Raw genomic sequence first — 14793 nt, forward strand, 5'->3', positions numbered from 1 at the left:
AGGTTCAGCCCAAGCGCGCCGGCAATGCAAGCCCCGCCAGGGCGGAACGCATCATTTCGGCGTCCGGGTAATCCCCGTCCCGCGAGATCGCCGCCAGACCGCCATCATGTTCGGCGAGGCCCAGCAGCACGCCCCGGCAGCCGGCACGGCGCGCGGCCTCCATATCCAGGGCGTTGTCCCCCACATACCAGACATCCGGCCCCGGCAAAACGCCACAGGCGGCGCAGGCGAGGCGGATCGGCTCCGGCGAGGGCTTGTCGGCCGCCGCGTCCCCCGCCCCGACCAGGGCGCGGAAATGGCCCGTCCAGCCCAGCTTCGCGGCCTCGGCCCGCAGCAGCACCCCCTGCTTGTTGGATACCACCGCCAGCGGGACATGGCGCGCGGCCTCCGCCAGCAGGGCGCCGGCGCCGGGCATGGGCTCCAGCACCGCGAGGTGCCGGGCCCGGACCTCGGCGTAGAAGATGTCCCGCGCCCGGATCCATTCGGCCCCGAAGATCGTGGGAAAGGAGTCCCGGAGCGACTTGCGGACATTGGCCCGCACCTCCGCCAGCGACCATCGCGGCAGGCCGAAGGCCGAGAAGGCGGCGTTCAGCCCGGCCATGATGGCCGGCCAGCCATCGGCCAGGGTGTTGTCCCAGTCCCAGACGATGGCCCTTGGGAGAGTATCCAGGGGGGAGTATCCGGGGTGCTCACGCGGCGTTCGGGAGACCGCCCTTCACATGCCGGGCGAAGAGGTCGAAGAGCTGCCGCGCCACCGGCCCGGCCTTGGCGTCGCCCACGGGCTTCCCGTCCACCTCGACCACCGGCTTCACGAAGGAGGTGGCGGATGTGATGAAGGCCTCCCGCGCCCGGGCGAGGTCGTCCAGGGTGAAGCTCCCTTCCTCGAAGCGGATGCCGGCCGCCTGCATCTCGGCGATCAGCGCGCCGCGGGTGCAGCCGGGCAGGATATGCTGGTCCAGCCGCCGGGTGCGGATGGTGCCGGCCTCGTCCACGATCCAGAAGCTGGTCGCGGCGCCCTCCATCACCTCCTTCGTCGCAGGGTCGAAAAGGATGGCCTCGGAGGCCCCCTTCTCCTTCGCCGCCTGCCGCGCCAGCACGTTGGGCAGCAGGTTCACGGTCTTGATGTCCGGCCGGGCCCAGCGCTCGTCCGGGGCGGTGATGGCCTTGAGGTTCCAGCCCTCGATGCTGGCCGGATAGGGCGGGACGCGCTTGACCGTCATCACCACCGCGGGCGGCACCGGCTTCCTGGGGAAGGCATGGTCGCGCGGCGCCACGCCCCGCGTCACCTGCATATAGACCAGCCCCTCGGCGATCCGGTTCCGCCGCACCAGCTCGCGCAGCACCGAGCGCAGCGCCGCCAGCGTCATCGGCATCGGGATGCGGATCTCGCGCAGGCTGCGCTCCAGCCGGGCCAGGTGACGATCCTCGTCGATGAAGCGTCCCTTGTAGATATGGACGACCTCGTAGATCCCGTCCCCGAACTGGTAGCCCCGGTCCTCCACGTTCACGCAGGCCTGGCGCTGCGGAACGTACTGGCCGTTCACATAGGCGATACGCGACATCCTCTGCCCCCGGGGGCTTTCCCTCCGGGGTCTCCCATCAGGCCCGAAACCCGGGCAAAAAAGACTGAAGGCTCGGTCAGGGGCCCGTTTCAGGCCCCCACGCTGGCATTGGCACGCTCATCGGCGCTCACCCCCAGGAACTTCAGCTTCCGGTGCAGGGCGCTGCGTTCCATGCCGACGAAATTCGCCGTGCGGCTGATATTGCCGCAGAAGCGCAGGAGCTGCGCCTCCAGATACTGCCGCTCGAAAAGCTCGCGCGCCTCGCGCAGCGGCAGGGTCATGATCTCGCTGGAACGGTCCAGCTTCAGCATGGCCGGGGCGGCGGAGCCGATCTCGGGCGGCAGCATCTCCGGCCGGATGCTCTCCCCCGCCCCGCCCGGCGCCATGATCAGCAGCCAGTCCACGATGTTGCGGAGCTGGCGGACATTGCCCGGCCAGTCATAGGCCTGCATCGCCGCCATGGCGTCCTCGCTGATCTCGCGCGGCGGGATGCCGGCGGCCTCGGCGGAACGGGCCATCAGGGAGCGCGCCAGCACCGGCACGTCCTCCCGCCTCTCCCGCAGCGGAGGCACCCGCAGGGGCACCACGGCGAGGCGGTAGAAGAGGTCCTCCCGGAAGCGCCCGGCGGCGATCTCGGCGGAAAGGTCGCGGTTGGTGGTGGCCAGCACGCGCACATCCACCTTCACCCGCGTGGAACCGCCGACGCGCTCGAAACCCTGCTCCTGCAACGCCCGGACGATCTTGCCCTGGGTCTCCAGCGGCATGTCCGCGACCTCGTCGAGCAGGAGCGTGCCGCCATGGGCACGCTCCAGCACGCCGGCGCGGCGCGGCTGGGTGGCCGGGTCCGACCCGCCCTCGACGCCGAACAGCTCCTCCTCGAAGCGCGCGGGATTCAGCGTGGCGCAGTTCAGCGCCACGAAAGGCTCGGCGGACCGCTTGGAGCGCGCATGGATCATCCGCGCCGCCACCTCCTTGCCGGAGCCGGCGGGGCCGGTGATCAGCGCGCGTGATCCCGTCGGAGCCAGCCGCTCGATCGCCTGGCGAAGCTGGGCGATGGCGGAAGAGACGCCCGCGAGCTCCGTTTCCGGACCACTCCGCAGGCGCAGCTCGCTGTTCTCCCGCTTCAGCCGCGCGGCTTCCAATGCCCGGGAGACCACGAGTAGCAGCCTATCCGATTGAAAAGGCTTCTCGATGAAGTCGTAGGCCCCCTGCTGGATCGCCTGGACCGCCGTCTCGATGGTGCCGTGCCCCGAGATCATCACCACCGGCACCTGTGGTTCCTCGCCGTGAATGGCCTGGAGGATGCCCAACCCGTCGAGGCGCGATCCCTGCAGCCAGATATCCAGGATCACGAGGTTCGGGCGCCGCTGGCGGAAGGAAGCCAGCGCCTCGTCAGAATTCCGCGCCGAACGCGTCTCGTACCCCTCATCCTGCAGGATGCCCTCGATCAGGGACCGGATGTCGGGCTCATCATCCACGATCAGGATGTCATGCGCCATGACGAAGGCTCTCCGTTTCCCTGGCAGTCTCACCTGGCACGGCATGACCCTCCCTCTTCTCGCCCGGTTTGTCCCCAGTGCGATCACCGGGGGGCGCGAAAGGCAGGAAGAGCGACGCCCGCGCCCCCGGACCGTCCCCACGGTCGCTCAGCGTCAGCCGGCCACCATGGTCCTCCATGATCTTCTTCACGATGGCAAGGCCCAGACCGGTGCCTTTCGCCTTATGGGTCACGTACGGTTCCGTGAGCTGGTCCCTGTCGTCGCCGGTCGGCAAGCCTATACCGTTGTCCTCGACGATGAAGGCCGCCCCGTCCTTGTCCACCGCGACAGTGAACGCGATGTGCCCGCCCGCCTCGCCCCCGGGGCGCATCACGATCGCGTCGGCGGCGTTCTGCAGCAGGTTGATCAGCGCCTGGTTCAGCAACCTCCGGTCGCAGGGCACCACCGGGCCATTCTCCGGGAAGCGGGTCTCGTAGGTGATGGCCGGATGTGCGTCCCGCTGGAGTACCATGGCCTCCCGCGCCAGGCGTGACAGGTCCTCGGGGCGGATCACCGGCTGCGGCATGCGGGCGAAGGCGGAGAACTCGTCCACCATGCGCCGGAGATCGCCGACCTGCCGGACGATGGTGTCGGTGCAGGCCTGGAACGTGTCCGGGTCGGAGGCGATCTCCTTCAGGTAGCGCCGCTTCAGCCGTTCCGCCGAGAGCTGGATCGGGGTCAGCGGGTTCTTGATCTCATGCGCGATGCGCCGCGCCACATCGGCCCAGGCGGCCTTCCGCTGCGCCGAGAGCAGGGCCGTGATGTCGTCGAAGGTCAGGACATAGCCCACCACCTGCCCGGACTGCACCTCCGCCCCCATGCGGGCGAGCAGGGTGCGCCGCTCCGGTGCGGCGCCGAGGCGGATCTCGGCGGTCTGCTCGCGCTCGGGTGCCGCCGTGGCGGCGCGGATCAGCGGCGCGAATTCCGGCACCACCTCCGCCAGGGGCTGGCCGATCGCGGCCTCCATGTCCTTGCCCAGCAGGTCGGAGGCGGAACGGTTCGGCAGGTTCACCCTCCCCTCCGCATCCAGCCCCACCACCCCGGCGGACACGCCCGAGAGCACCGTCTCGGTGAAGCGCCGGCGCTCGTCGATCTGGCGATAGGCCTCCATCAGCTCCGACCGCTGGGCGGCGAGCTGGTTGGTCATGCGGTTGAAGGCGCGGGACAGGGAGGCGACCTCGTCGTTCTGCGGCCCCTCCTCCACCTTCACGGACAGGTCGCCGCCCCTCACCCGCTCCGCCGCGGTGATCAGCCGGGCGATCGGCCGGGCGATCTGGGTGGCCAGGACAAGCCCGATCAGCACCGCCGCCATCAGCACCAGCAGGGCCGCGATGGCGAAGATCATGGCGAAGGTGATCTGCAGCCCGGAGCGGTTGCGGTCGAGCTGGTCATAGGCCTGGAAGGCCCGCTCCGTGGCCCGCATATGCTCCAGCACCCCGGAATCCACCGGGCGACCGATCTGCAGGATCAGCCCTGGCGCGATGTCCAGCATCACCAGCGCCTGTACACGCGGCTCGTCCGATTCGTTGGGCAGCACCACGACCTCGCCGGAGCGGGCCAGCTCATAGGCCCAGCTTTCCAGCGGCGGCATGACCGTGGCGGTGGAAAGCCCCGCATGGGCGACCACGGTGCCCAGGACCGGCTCATAGACGATGGCATCCGTCAGGCCGCGCATGGCGGTATGGGTGGCCAGCAGACGCCCGAAAGCCTCCGGATTGCTCTGGAGCAGCATCGAGGCGCGGTTAAGATCGGCCGCCATGCCCAGCGCATCCGCCCGGATGGCGTTCCGGTGCTCGTCCAGATAGGCGCGGGAAGCGACGAGGCTGGCCTCCAGCGTCGAGCGCACGCGGTCGCTGAACCAGGCCTGGATGCCCAGGTTGAAGAAGACCGCCGCGAAGGTGCCCACCAGCAGGGCCGGCACCACCGCCACCACACCGAACATCAGCACCAGCCGCACATGCAGGCGCGAGCCGGCGCTGCCCGAGCGGCGCTCCGCCCAGACCCGCACCAGCCGCCCGGCCAGCGAGGCCCCGAGCAGCAGCAGGAAGGCGGCGTTCACCAGCACCATGGCGGCGACCTGCCCCGGCCGGGTCGGGCCGAAGGGGCTGCCATTGGACAGAAGGGTGAAGGTGCCGATGCCCAGCAGCAGCGCCCCCAGGGCCAGGCCGAGGGTCATCGCCCGGCCCAGGAGGAGGTCGGCCGCGCGCCTGGTGAGGCTGCGGGAAGCGGGAGCGGAACTCATCGGGGGCAGTCTAGAGCAGTTCCCCGCCGCCACCCAGAACCCGATCTCCGGACGGGACCCGCCGCCTGTCCGCCCATCGCCACGCCGTCAGGACAGGCCGCGGACCACGGGCAGTTCCAGCTCCCGGATCTTCTTGCGCAGTGTGTTCCGGTTCAGCCCCAGCATCGCCGCCGCCTTGATCTGGTTGCCCCGCGTCGCCGCCAGGGCCAGCCGGATCAGCGGCCGCTCCACCTCGGAGACCACGCGCTCATAGAGGTCGCGGACTGGCATCCCGTCGCGATGGGCTCCGAGGAAGCTGTTCAGGTGGCGTTCCACCGCCTGCTCCAGCGTTTCCGGGCTGCGCGGCTCGCCGGGCAGGAGCGGGCTGCTTTCCGTCTCGGTCAGCTCCGCCGCCACCGCGTCAGCGCCGATCACCTCCTGCGGATAGAGCGCGGCGAGGCGGCGCATCAGGTTCTCCAGCTCCCGCGCATTGCCCGGCCAGGAATGGTCCTTCAGCCGCTCCATCGCCTCCTCGTCCAGCGTCTTGCCGGGCAGGCCGGCGGCGCGGGCGCGTTCCAGGAAGTGGCGGGCGAGCAGCGGGATGTCCTCCAGCCGCTCGCGCAGCGGCGGCAGGCGGATGGGCACCACGTTCAGGCGATAGAACAGGTCCTCGCGGAAGGTCCCGGCCCGGATCGCCTGGCGCAGGTCGCGATGGGTGGCCGCGATGATGCGGACATTGGCCTTGATCGGCTGGCGCCCGCCGACGGTGGTGAACTCGCCCTCCTGCAACACGCGCAGCAGGCGGGTCTGCGCCTCCGGCGGCATGTCGCCGATCTCGTCGAGGAAAAGCGTGCCGCCCGCCGCCTGCTCGAAGCGGCCCACGCCGCGCGCCAGCGCCCCGGTGAAGGCACCGCGCTCATGGCCGAACAGCTCGGCCTCGATCAGCTCGCGCGGGATGGCGGCCATGTTGATCGCCACGAAGGGGCCGGTGCGGCGCTTGCCGTAGTCGTGCAGGGCGCGCGCCACCAGCTCCTTGCCGGTGCCGGACTCGCCGGTGATCATCACCGTCAGGTCGGTGGTCGTGAGCCGTGCGACGGTGCGGTAGATCTCCTGCATCGCCGTGGAGCGCCCGATGATCGGCAGGCGCTCGCTCTCCCCTTCCTCCGGCGGGGCCAGCGAGGGGGCGGGGGTGGTGAGCGCGCGCCCCACCACCGAGAGCAGCTCCTTCAGGTCGAAGGGCTTGGGCAGGTACTCGAAGGCGCCGCGCTGGGCCGCCTTGACCGCCGTGGTGAAGGTGGACTGGGCCGACATCACCAGCACGCGCATGTCGGGGCGCACGCGCTTGATCCGGGGCAGGAGGTCGAGCCCGTTCTCGTCGGGCATCACGACATCGGTGATGACGAGGTCGCCCTCCCCATCCTCCACCCAGCGCCAGAGCGTGGCGGCGGAGGAGGTGGCGCGGACATTGTAGCCGGCGCGCCCCAGGGCCTGCGACAGGACGGTGCGGATCGCCCGGTCGTCGTCGGCGATCAGGATGGTCTGCTCACTCACGGTGCGGCGGGGTCCTTGGCGGCGCGGGAAGACGGGGAACGATCAACAGCCCGGGCGGCGGGTGGGGCGGCCTGCACCACCGGCGGCATCGGCAGGGCGAGGCGGAAGACGGTGCGGCCCGGCCGGCTCTCGCAGGCGATCAGACCGCCGGCATCGGCCACCAGCTTGGCCACCAGCGCCAGGCCGAGCCCCTGCCCGCCCCGCTTGGTGGTCACGAAGGGCTCGAAGAGGTTGGCGCGGACCTCCTCCGGGATGCCCGGCCCGTTGTCTCGGACGCAGACCTCCAGCGGCAGGTGCACGCGCTCGTCGCTGCCGGGGATGGCGATGCGGACGCCGTGGCGGTAGGCGGTGGACAGGACGATCTCCCCCTCCACCGGGTCCACCGCCTCGGCGGCGTTCTTCACCAGGTTCAGCAGCACCTGCACCAGCAGGTCCCGGTTGCCCAGGACCAGCGGCAGGGAGGGGTCGTATTCCTCCACGATGCGCAGATGCGCGGCGAAGCCCGTCCCGGCCACGCGGCGGACATGGCCCAGCGCCTCGTGGATGTTCACCGGGCCCCGCTCCACCGGGCGCTCGCTGAACATGTCCATCCGCTCGACGAGGTCGCGGATGCGGTCCACCTCGTCCTGGATCAGTGTGCAGAGCTCGCGGTCGCCCTCCTCCACCGATTGTTCCAGGAGCTGGGCGGCGCCGCGGATGCCGGAAAGCGGGTTCTTCACCTCATGCGCCAGCATCGCCGCCATGGCCGAGGCGCCGCGCGCCGCGCCACGGAAGTTGAGCTGCCGGTCCAGCTTCTGCGCCGTGGAACCGTCCTGCAGCGTCAGCACCACCGCCCCCGGCAGTTCCGGCAAGGGCGCGCCATGGGCGGTCACGTCGGTCCGGTGCAGGCGGGGGCTTTCCAGGATCAGGTCATGGTCGGACACGGGCGCCTCCGCCATCCGCACCTGCCGGATCAGCGAGAAGAGCCGGCTGTCCTCGGGCAGCAGCTCGTGCAGCGAGATCTGCGCCAGGGACACGGCGGACAGGTCGAAGAAGAGCTCCGCCGCCGGGTTGGCGAAGTGGAAGCGGTCGGCCTCATCCAGCACCACGACCGGCATCGGGATCGCCGCCAGCACGGCGGCGCTTTCCGGCGGCAGCGCGCTCTTCCCGCCCCGGGGCGTCACCCGGCGTATCAGGGCACTGACGGCTCCGCTCATGCGGCAATCGCCTCCGCGCGGCCATGCTGGATGGTGACGCCGCTCTCGATCAGCGGTTCCCAGAAGCGCCGGACCTCCTCCAGCGCGGCCTCCACCGTGTCGGCGCGGTTCACGCGCCCCCGGAATTCGGCGCTGCCGGGCAGGCCGTAGGAGTACCAGGCAAGATGCTTGCGGGCGAGGCGCATGCCGGGGTCGCGGCCGTGATAATCCAGCATCGCCTCGTAGTGCCGCAGCATGATGGCGTAGCGTTCCGCCAGCGAGGGCTCCTCCGCGATCACGGTGTCCTCCGGCAGCCCGCGCAGCCGGGCCGCGACGGCGCCCATGATCCAGGGCCGCCCATAGGCGCCGCGCCCGATCATCACGCCGTCCGCGCCGGAACGCCGCAGCGCCTCGGCCGCGTCGGCGGCGTTCAGTATGTCGCCATTGGCGATCACCGGGATTCCCGCCACCGCCTTCACCTGCGCGATGAAGTCCCAGTCCGCCTTGCCCGTGTAGAACATCTGCCGGGTGCGCCCATGCACCGTGACCATGCGGATGCCGCTTTCCCGCGCGATCACCGCCAGCCGGGGCGCGTTCAGGCTGTTGTGGTCCCAGCCCATGCGCATCTTCAGCGTCACCGGCACGGAAACGGCACGCGCCGTGGCCTCCAGGATGCGCGCCGCCGCGACCTCGTCGCGCATCAGCGCCGAGCCGGCGGACTGGCCGAGCGCGACCTTCTTCACCGGGCAGCCGAAATTGATGTCCACGATGGCGGCGCCCCGGTCCACGGCCAGCTTCGCCGCCTCCGCCATCACCTGCGGGTCGCAGCCCGCGAGCTGCACCGAGGCCGGGCCGCCGAAGCCGTCCACCTCGGCCATCTTCAGCGTCTGCCGGTTCTCCCGCACCATGGCCTGGCTGGCGATCATCTCGCTCACCACCATCGGCGTGCCGAGTTCGCGCGACAGGCGCCGGAAGGGCAGGTCCGTCACCCCCGACATGGGGGCGAGCAGGACCGGGCAATCGATCATGACGCCGCCCAGGTCGATCGGGCGCAACAGGCCGTTGCCGTTTCCCTTGGTCACAGGGGAAGCGGCCGGCGAGAATTCTTGTGAGCCGTCCATGCGGGATGCCTATCCCTTGGGCATGTACATCGTCAAGCGCCAATCCGCGCGGCAGAATGCCCCCTGCCTGACGCCAATCTGACGACCGATTAATCCGCTGGGCAAGGGCTTATGAAAAACATTCCGCCTGGGCACCTGAAAGGCGGCCCCCGGCACGCCCGCGCATCCCACCTCCCCCTGGGCGCCGCCATCCCGCGCGGCTAGTTTGCGCCGCCGGGGCGCGGGCGCTCCGGAACGCCGGTCCGGGACCGGTGCCCCCGATCCCACGGGGCTTCATCCTACAGGGAGTATGCGAATGCGCGTCGTCGCGCTTCTGGTGGCCGCCGGTCGCGGCCAGCGCTTCGGCGCCGCAGAGCCCAAGCAGTTCCTGTCGCTGGCGGGCCGCCCGGTGCTGCGCCATGCCGCCGAGGCGCTGCTGGCGGACGGGCTGGTGGAGGCCGTGCTGCCGGTCTGCTCGGCCGGGGAGGAAGCGCGGGTGAGCGGAATCCTCGGCGGCCTGCCCGTGCTGCCACCCGTGCAGGGCGGCCTGGCGCGGCAGGACAGCGTGCGGGCCGGACTGGAGGCCCTGGCGGCGGACCCGCCGGACCTCGTCCTGGTGCATGATGCCGCCCGGCCGGTGCTGCCGCCGGGCACGGTCCGCGCGGTGGTCGAGGCGCTCGGACAGTATCATGGGGCGATTCCCGCCCTGCCGGTCAGCGACACGCTGAAGCTTTGCGGCGAGGGCGTCATCGCCGGCACCGTGCCGCGCGACAACCTGTTCCGGGCGCAGACGCCGCAGGGCTTCCGCTTCGCCACGTTGCTGGAGGCGCACCGGAACGGGCCGGTCGGCGCCACGGACGATGCGGCGCTGCTGGAAGCGGCCGGACACTCGGTGGCCCTGGTGCCGGGGTCGGAGGAGAATGTGAAAGTGACCTATCCCAGCGACCTGGAGCGACTGGATGCCGCGCGGCGTGGTGCCCTGCTGCCGCGCGTCGGCACGGGCTATGACGTGCACCGGATGGTGCCCGGGCGTGCGATGATCCTGTGCGGCATCCATGTCGAGCACGAGATGGGCCTGGACGGGCATTCGGATGCGGATGTCGGCATCCACGCCCTCTGCGACGCGATCTACGGCGCCATGGCGGAGGGCGATATCGGCCGGCATTTCCCACCCTCCGAGGCCCAGTGGAAGGACGCGGACAGCGCCCGCTTCCTGCGCCATGCGGCGGGTCTGGTGCGGGAGCGCGGCGGGATGATCGCCAATGCCGATGTCACCCTGATCTGCGAGCGGCCGAAGATCACCCCCCACGCCCCCGCCATGCGCGCCCGGCTGGCCGAGCTGATGGGCATCCCCCTCGGCCGCGTCTCGGTGAAGGCCACCACCTCCGAGCGCCTGGGCTTCACCGGCCGTGGCGAGGGCATCGCTGCTCAGGCAGCGGTCTCGGTGTTGCTGCCGGACTGATCCGGCCCGTGCCCAGGCAGCTCAGGGCAGATCGCGCAGGGTGATGGCACAGAGCGCGCGGATCTCCGCCCGCACGGGCCCTGGGCGGGGTTCGTCCCGCAGCGTGGTGAACCAGTGTTCCGGCGGTGCCCGGCCGGCGGCGCGGAACCAGGAGAGGCCGCGAAGCACCGCCTCGGCCGCCGGTGGCAGCCGGGCGGGGATGGGCAGGTCGTTCAGCGTGGCCCAGACCCCGGCCCAGCAGCGCCCGACGGACCAGGGGTTGTAGCCCCCGCCGCCGGTCACGATGAAGCGTGGCGACAGGCCCCGCAGCGCCCGCACCACCGCGAAATGGCTGTTGTTGGACAGGGCCAGCCGGGACAGCGGGTCTTCCTCCAGCGCGTCGGAGCCGCATTGCAGCACGATGGCCTGGGGCCGCAGGTGCCGTGCGAGGGGCAGGACGGCGTTGCGGAGCACCCAGTCCATCTCGCTGTCGTTGAAGCCCTCCGGCACCGGGATATTGCGGGCATGGCCCCCTGCCCGGTCCTCGATGGTGCCGGTGCGGGGCCAGCGATTGGCCTCGTGGATGGAGAGGGTGAAGACGCGCGGATCGCCGTGAAAGGCGAGTTCCACCCCGTCGCCGTGATGCGCGTCGATATCGACATAGAGGACGCGCTCCAGCCCGGCATCCACCAGCGCGAAGAGCCCCAGCGCCACGTCGTTGACATAGCAGAAGCCGCTGGCCCGGTCGGGCATGGCGTGATGGGTGCCGGCACCCGGCACATGGACGATGCCGCCATGCCGCACCAGCCGCGCGGCCAGGATCGCGCCTCCGGCCCCCGTCGCCGGGCGGCGAAAGACCTCGCGATAGATGGGGTTGCCATGGGCGCCGAGGTGATGGCGCTCGCGCACCGCCTCATCCGCCGACTGCTCCGCCTCAGCCCGTTGCAGGGCCGCGACGTATTCCGGTGTATGGAAGCGGGCCAGTTGCTCCGGCGTGGCCATGGGGCTGTCGCGGTAGCGTTCCGGGTCGAGCCAGCCCAGGGCCCGGATCAGATCCAGGGCGGTGGAGACGCGGGCGATGGCCAGTGGGTGTTTCCCGCCATAGGTGGAGTGGCGGTAGATCTCCGAACCCACCAGGAGCGGAGCCACAAGCGCGGAGGCTTGCCAACTGGCATCGGGGTCGGACTCTGGCTGCATCACCCCGCCATGTCGGCGCGCCGCCCGGCCTGTCGAGGGGTGACGCTATAGGGCATTCGGCATGTCAGTCGAATAATCGTGACATGTCATATCGGAAGGCTGGTGCGCCCTGAGGGACTCGAACCCCCAACCAACCGGGTAGAAGCCGGTTGCTCTGTCCAGTTGAGCTAAGGGCGCTGCCGGGATGTTCCGGGAAACCCTCCCTGAATTCTCCCTCTGGCCGGGCTGTGCCGCCTGACCGGAAACTGCTCTAGCCCAGGATAGCCGGGGCGAGAAGCGACAAGCAGGGCTCAGTGGGTCCAGTTCTGCTTGCGGCCCCAGCGGAAGTTGTCCGCGTAGGATTTCGGCTTCAGGGTCGGAACCTGGCGCCGGGCTTCGACCTCGTAGTCGATGCCGTTCGCCCGGGCGTAGTCCTCGGCTTCCTCCAGCGTGTCGAAGCGGAGGACGACCTGCTGTTCCGTATCGGCGGAGCCGGTCCAGCCCATCAGCGGGTCAATTCGCTTCGGCTGGTCGGGAACATGCCGCAGGACCCAGCCATGGGTGCGGGCCTGGCCGGACTGCATCGCGCTTTTCGGGGGGCTGTAGATGCGGGCCTTGCTCATCGCCGTACCTTCGAATCCTTTGGCGTAAACCCTGGAACCCTTGCCGGTATCGGGGCGGCGGGACTCGAACCCACGACCTCCTGTACCCAAAACAGGCGCGCTACCAGGCTGCGCCACGCCCCGTGCCGGAAAGGTTTGCGCGCGGAACCTATGGGCAGGCGGGTCCGGGCGCAAGGCACCCCGGCGGCTTTGCCGCCGGGGTCGTGAAGAGATCTGCGGATCGCGACGTCAGGGGCCGATGCGCTCCAGCCCGCCCATCCAGGGGCGCAGCACCTCCGGCACCAGCACAGAGCCGTCCTCCTGCTGGTGCGTCTCCATCACCGCGATCAGCGCGCGGCCCACCGCGACGCCGGAGCCGTTCATGGTGTGGACGAAGGCCGGCTGCGCCTTCTTCCCGCCAGGCTCGTCCTTCGGGCGATAGCGGGCGTTCATCCGCCGCGCCTGAAAGTCCAGCATGTTGGAGCAGGAGGAGATTTCCCGCCACGCCCCCTGCCCCGGCAACCAGACCTCCAGGTCATAGGTCTTGCTGGAGGCGAAGCCGGTATCGCCGGCGCAGAGCACGATCCGCCGCCAGACCAGCCCCAGCTCGCTCAGCACGCGTTCGGCACAGCGTGTCATCCGCTCGTGCTCCTCGGCCGAATCCTCGGGCCGGGTGACGGAGACCATCTCGGCCTTCATGAACTGGTGCTGCCGCAGCATGCCGCGCGTGTCGCGCCCGGCCGAGCCCGCCTCGGAGCGGAAGCAGTAGCTCAGCGCCGTGTAGCGCTGCGGCAGGGCGGCGTCCGGCAGGATCTCCCCGGCGGCGAGGTTGGTCAGCGGCACCTCGGCGGTCGGGATCAGCCAGCGCCCATCCGTGGTGCGGAACAGGTCCTCGGCGAATTTCGGAAGCTGCGCCGTGCCGAAGACCGCCTCGTCATTCACCAGCAGCGGGACGGAGATCTCCTCATAGCCATGCTCGGCATGCAGGTTGACCATCCAGTTGCCCAGCGCGCGCTCCAGCCGCGCCAGCGCCCCGCGCAGCACGGTGAAGCGCGCCCCGGAGAGCTTGGCGGCGGAGGCGAAATCCATCAGCCCCATCGCCTCGCCCAGCTCGAAGTGCTGCTTCGGCTGGAAGGGGAAGTTCTGCGGCGCGCCATGCTGGTGCAGCACCACGTTGCTGTTCTCGTCCGCGCCATCGGGCACGTCCTCGGCCAGCAGCGCCGGCAGCTCCGCCAGGGCCTCGCGCAGCGCCGCCTCGGCACTGGACAGGGCCTCGCCGGACACGCGCTCGCCCGCCGCCAGCTCGTCGATCAGCGCCTGCGCTTCCTCGTGCTTGCCGGCAGCCTTGAGCGCACCGACCTCGCGGCTCTTCCTGTTGCGGGCGGCGCGCGCCTCCTCGACGGCCGTGGTCGCGGTGCGGCGCTCGGCATCCAGGGAGATCAGGCGCTCCGCGGCGGGCGGCAGGCCGCGGCGGGCCATGCCTGCGTCGAAGGCTTCCGGGTTGGCGCGGATCGCGCGGATATCGTGCATCGGTCAGGTCTTCGTCTTGTCGGCCGGGGTCTTCTTCGGGCGGTTCATCCAGGTCGCGGCGATGATCGACAGCTCGTAGAGCAGCAGCAGCGGCACGGCGAGGCCGACCTGGCTGATCACGTCCGGCGGCGTCAGCACCGCGGCGGCAATGAACATGCCGACGATGGCATAGCGGCGGCCCTTCTTGAGCTGGTCCACCGTCACGATGCCGACCCGCGCCATCAGCGTCAGCGCCACCGGCAACTGGAAGGCCGCGCCGAAGGCCAGGATCATGTGCATGACGAGCGAGAGGTACTCGCTCACCTTGGCCTCCAGCTGCACCGGCAGGCCGCCCGCCGCGCCACCAGGGGATTCGAAGGAGATGAAGAAGCGCCAGGCCAGCGGGAAGATGAAGTAGTAGGCCAGCGCCGCGCCCATCACGAAGAGGATCGGCGAGGCGATCAGGAAGGGCATCACCGCCCGCTTCTCGGACTTGTAGAGGCCGGGTGCGATGAAGAGCCAGAGCTGCGTCGCCCAGACGGGGAAGGAGATGAACACCGCCCCGAAGAAGGCCACCCGCAGATAGGTGAAGAAGGCCTCGTAGAGCGCGGTGAAGATCATCCGCCGCTCCCCCGCGCCCTGCTGCTGCAGGATGTCGGCCAGCGGCCGCGCCAGGAAGCCGTAGATCTGCGTGGAGAAATAGTAGCAGATCGCGAAGGCGACAAAGAAGGCCCCGAAGGACCAGAGCAGACGGGTGCGGAGTTCGAGCAGATGCTCGATCAACGGCATCGGCTTGTCGTTGATCGTATCGTCCGGGTCGCGGGGCACTGGCGGTCTTTTTCAGGCTTTGTGGGTGTTGGCCGGCTCGCCGGCCGGCGGGGTCTGGGCTTCCGCCGTCCGGGCCGGGGGCACCGGCGC

12 protein-coding genes and 2 tRNA genes are annotated in these 14793 nt (G+C 70.4%); 1 reads left to right on the forward strand and 13 read right to left on the reverse strand.

The genetic code is table 11. The features are described 5' to 3' along the window. Positions 1-4 precede the first annotated feature (4 nt). From MVG78_RS13275 to dusB, 7 genes are all read right to left on the reverse strand, one after another. Positions 5-601: an HAD family hydrolase gene (locus tag MVG78_RS13275; protein WP_247552182.1), complete on the reverse strand. Its 597-nt coding sequence runs from the start codon at positions 599-601 to the stop codon at positions 5-7. A gap of 88 nt (positions 602-689) precedes the next feature. Then, positions 690-1562, reverse strand: coding sequence for a D-amino-acid transaminase (locus MVG78_RS13280; RefSeq protein ID WP_247552184.1), 873 nt, complete (start codon positions 1560-1562; stop codon positions 690-692). An 89-nt stretch (positions 1563-1651) separates the two neighbouring features. Then, positions 1652-3061: a nitrogen assimilation response regulator NtrX gene (gene ntrX / locus MVG78_RS13285; protein ID WP_247552186.1), complete on the reverse strand. Its 1410-nt coding sequence runs from the start codon at positions 3059-3061 to the stop codon at positions 1652-1654. Beyond that, entirely contained in the window at positions 3051-5342 is a 2292-nt protein-coding gene (locus tag MVG78_RS13290) for a sensor histidine kinase NtrY-like (protein ID WP_247552188.1), read from the reverse strand. Before MVG78_RS13290 ends, ntrX begins: the two co-directional genes overlap by 11 nt. Before the next feature lie 87 nt (positions 5343-5429). Then, a complete protein-coding gene (gene ntrC / locus MVG78_RS13295) occupies positions 5430-6872 on the reverse strand; it encodes a nitrogen regulation protein NR(I) (RefSeq protein WP_247552190.1) in 1443 nt (480 codons plus the stop codon). After that, a complete protein-coding gene (locus tag MVG78_RS13300) occupies positions 6869-7969 on the reverse strand; it encodes a two-component system sensor histidine kinase NtrB (RefSeq protein WP_428480813.1) in 1101 nt (366 codons plus the stop codon). The genes ntrC and MVG78_RS13300 overlap by 4 nt, the downstream gene beginning before the upstream one ends. Before the next feature lie 95 nt (positions 7970-8064). Then, positions 8065-9075 carry a tRNA dihydrouridine synthase DusB gene (dusB, locus tag MVG78_RS13305; protein WP_428480814.1) on the reverse strand — a complete coding sequence of 337 codons (1011 nt, stop codon included), beginning with the start codon at positions 9073-9075 and terminating at the stop codon, positions 8065-8067. A gap of 388 nt (positions 9076-9463) precedes the next feature. Between dusB and MVG78_RS13310 the strand changes: the two genes are divergently transcribed. After that, positions 9464-10609, forward strand: coding sequence for a bifunctional 2-C-methyl-D-erythritol 4-phosphate cytidylyltransferase/2-C-methyl-D-erythritol 2,4-cyclodiphosphate synthase (locus tag MVG78_RS13310; RefSeq protein ID WP_247552196.1), 1146 nt, complete (start codon positions 9464-9466; stop codon positions 10607-10609). A gap of 21 nt (positions 10610-10630) precedes the next feature. Here MVG78_RS13310 and MVG78_RS13315 read toward each other — a convergent pair whose 3' ends face one another. From MVG78_RS13315 to tatC, 6 genes are all read right to left on the reverse strand, one after another. After that, positions 10631-11722: an acetoin utilization protein AcuC gene (locus MVG78_RS13315; protein WP_428480656.1), complete on the reverse strand. Its 1092-nt coding sequence runs from the start codon at positions 11720-11722 to the stop codon at positions 10631-10633. A gap of 163 nt (positions 11723-11885) precedes the next feature. Further along, a tRNA-Arg gene (locus tag MVG78_RS13320) sits at positions 11886-11962 on the reverse strand. Between the two features lie 113 nt (positions 11963-12075). Continuing rightward, positions 12076-12387, reverse strand: a complete 312-nt coding sequence (locus MVG78_RS13325; RefSeq protein WP_247552199.1) for an ETC complex I subunit — start codon at positions 12385-12387, stop codon at positions 12076-12078. A 49-nt stretch (positions 12388-12436) separates the two neighbouring features. Beyond that, positions 12437-12510, reverse strand: a tRNA-Pro gene (locus MVG78_RS13330). A gap of 105 nt (positions 12511-12615) precedes the next feature. Then, on the reverse strand, positions 12616-13896 hold the full coding sequence (gene serS / locus MVG78_RS13335) for a serine--tRNA ligase (RefSeq protein WP_247552201.1): 1281 nt from the start codon (positions 13894-13896) through the stop codon (positions 12616-12618). A 3-nt stretch (positions 13897-13899) separates the two neighbouring features. Next, positions 13900-14664 carry a twin-arginine translocase subunit TatC gene (gene tatC, locus MVG78_RS13340; RefSeq protein WP_247560438.1) on the reverse strand — a complete coding sequence of 255 codons (765 nt, stop codon included), beginning with the start codon at positions 14662-14664 and terminating at the stop codon, positions 13900-13902. Between the last annotated feature and the right edge of the window lie 129 nt (positions 14665-14793).

Source organism: Roseomonas gilardii subsp. gilardii, assembly GCF_023078375.1.
Classification (GTDB): domain Bacteria; phylum Pseudomonadota; class Alphaproteobacteria; order Acetobacterales; family Acetobacteraceae; genus Roseomonas; species Roseomonas gilardii.

What these genes read in the sequence shown, in the direction of transcription:
- MVG78_RS13275 (WP_247552182.1), bottom strand. Translation starts at nt 601, where the DNA reads ATGGCCGGGCTGAACGCCGCCTTCTCGGCCTTCGGCCTGCCGCGATGG.
- MVG78_RS13280 (WP_247552184.1), bottom strand. Translation starts at nt 1,562, where the DNA reads ATGTCGCGTATCGCCTATGTGAACGGCCAGTACGTTCCGCAGCGCCAG.
- ntrX (WP_247552186.1), bottom strand. Translation starts at nt 3,061, where the DNA reads ATGGCGCATGACATCCTGATCGTGGATGATGAGCCCGACATCCGGTCC.
- MVG78_RS13290 (WP_247552188.1), bottom strand. Translation starts at nt 5,342, where the DNA reads ATGAGTTCCGCTCCCGCTTCCCGCAGCCTCACCAGGCGCGCGGCCGAC.
- MVG78_RS13300 (WP_428480813.1), bottom strand. Translation starts at nt 7,969, where the DNA reads ATGCCGGTCGTGGTGCTGGATGAGGCCGACCGCTTCCACTTCGCCAAC.
- dusB (WP_428480814.1), bottom strand. Translation starts at nt 9,075, where the DNA reads ATGATCGATTGCCCGGTCCTGCTCGCCCCCATGTCGGGGGTGACGGAC.
- MVG78_RS13310 (WP_247552196.1), top strand. Translation starts at nt 9,464, where the DNA reads ATGCGCGTCGTCGCGCTTCTGGTGGCCGCCGGTCGCGGCCAGCGCTTC.
- MVG78_RS13325 (WP_247552199.1), bottom strand. Translation starts at nt 12,387, where the DNA reads ATGAGCAAGGCCCGCATCTACAGCCCCCCGAAAAGCGCGATGCAGTCC.
- serS (WP_247552201.1), bottom strand. Translation starts at nt 13,896, where the DNA reads ATGCACGATATCCGCGCGATCCGCGCCAACCCGGAAGCCTTCGACGCA.
- tatC (WP_247560438.1), bottom strand. Translation starts at nt 14,664, where the DNA reads ATGCCGTTGATCGAGCATCTGCTCGAACTCCGCACCCGTCTGCTCTGG.